The 1,964-nt window shown below is 61.5% G+C and carries 2 protein-coding genes; both read left to right on the plus strand.

Annotation, left to right across the window (positions count from 1 at the left end; all coding sequences use genetic code 11):
- Positions 1–1,269 (plus strand): cytochrome ubiquinol oxidase subunit I (locus GGD46_RS33555; protein ID WP_184711470.1); only part of this gene is annotated, 1,269 nt, incomplete at its 5' end.
- Positions 1,270–1,275: 6 nt separating this feature from the next.
- The coding region (gene cydB, locus GGD46_RS33560) for a cytochrome d ubiquinol oxidase subunit II (protein ID WP_184711472.1) at positions 1,276–1,964 on the plus strand (689 nt) is incomplete at its 3' end.

Here is a 1,964-nt window from a genome sequence, read left to right on the forward strand (position 1 = left end):
GTCGGCCTGTTCTTCTTCGGCTGGGACCGGCTGTCCAAAGTCGGGCATCTTGTTGCGACCTGGGCTGTTGCGCTCGGCTCCAACTTCTCGGCCTTGTGGATCCTGATCGCCAATGGCTGGATGCAGAATCCTGCCGGTTCGGCGCTCAATCCGCAGACGATGCGCATGGAGATCGTCAGCTTCTTCGACGTCGTCTTCAATCCGGTGGCTCAGGCGAAATTCGTCCATACCGTTTCGGCCGGCTACGTCTGCGCCTCGGTCTTCGTTCTCGGCGTCTCGGCCTGGTATCTGCTGAAGGGGCGCAGCGTCGAGCTTGCAAAGCGCTCGATGACGGTTGCGGCCTCCTTCGGTCTCGCCTCCGCCCTTTCGGTGGTCGTCCTTGGTGACGAGAGCGGCTATCTGACGACGGAACATCAGAAGATGAAGCTGGCGGCGATCGAAGGCATGTGGAAGACCGAGCCGGCGCCGGCCGCCTTCACCGCTTTCGGCTTTCCGGATCAGGACGCGCGCGAGACCCATTACGCCGTGCATATTCCCTGGGTGATGGGCCTGATCGGTACCCGGTCTCTGACGACGGAGATCCCCGGTATCGACAAGCTCGAGCAGGAAGCCAAGGACAATATTCGTCAGGGGATCAAGGCCTATGATGCGCTGACGAAGATCCGCACGGCAAAGCCGGCAGCGCCAGGCGATGCCTCGCAGGATGTCGCCACGGCGGAAGCCCGCACGTCCTTCGAGGATATCGGGCATCAGTTGGGCTACGCGCTCCTGCTCAAGCGCTACGTCAACGATCCGCGTCAGGCGACCGAAGAACAGATTGCGCAGGCGGCGCGCGATACCATTCCGCATGTGCCGACGCTGTTCTGGTCCTTCCGCATCATGGTCGGGCTCGGCATGTTCTTCATCCTGCTGACGACGGTGTTCTTCTGGCTGTCGGCCCGCCGCAAGCTTGACAGATATCCGCTGCTGCTGCGCATTGCCGTCTTTGCAATTCCACTGCCCTGGGTCGCCATCGAACTCGGCTGGGTGGTTGCCGAATTCGGCCGCCAGCCGTGGATCATCGAAGGCGTGCTGCCGACGGCTGCGGCCGTCTCCAATCTCGGCGCCGGCACGGTGCTGCTGACGATCCTCGGCTTTGCTGCGCTCTACACCGTCCTCATCGTCATCGAAATGATGCTGATGATCAAGGCAATCCGTAAGGGGCCTGATCCGGACGAAAAGCCGGAGGCGAAGCTGATTTCCGAAAACCTCGTTCCGGCCGCGGAGTGACCTGCCATGATCCTGCATGAATTGATCGATTACGAGACCTTACGCGTCATCTGGTGGCTGCTGCTCGGCGTGTTGCTGATCGGCTTTGCCGTAACCGACGGTTTCGACCTTGGCGTCGGCACGCTTCTTCCCTTCGTTGCCAAGACGGATACGGAGCGGCGCATCGCCATCAACGCGATCGGTCCGACCTGGGAAGGCAATCAGGTCTGGCTGATCCTCGGGGGTGGCGCCGTCTTCGCCGCCTGGCCGCCGCTCTATGCCGTATCCTTCTCCGGCTTCTATCTTGCCATGTTCGCCATTCTGTTCGCGTTGATCCTGCGGCCCGTCGCCTTCAAGTATCGCTCGAAGCGCGACGGCGACGGCTGGAAGGCCGGCTGGGATTGGGCCTTGTTCATAGGCGGCTTCGTTCCCTCGCTGATTTTCGGCGTAGCGGTCGGGAATGTGCTTCAAGGCGTCCCTTTCCGGTTCGACGAAGACATGCGCATTTATTACGAAGGATCCTTCTTCGCACTGCTGAACCCCTATGCGCTTCTCTGCGGCCTGTTGTCCGTCGCCATGCTCACCATGCACGGCGCGGCCTGGCTTCAGGTCAAGACGGATGGGATCGTCGCGGAGCGCGCCCGTCGCTATGGCAGCATTGCCGCGCTGGCGGTGATCGTGCTCTTTGCTCTGGGTGGTCTGTTCCTCTGGATTGA

Origin of the sequence: Martinezella lusitana, assembly GCF_014207095.1 — a bacterium.
In the GTDB taxonomy this organism is placed as follows: Bacteria; Pseudomonadota; Alphaproteobacteria; order Rhizobiales; family Rhizobiaceae; genus Rhizobium; species Rhizobium lusitanum_B.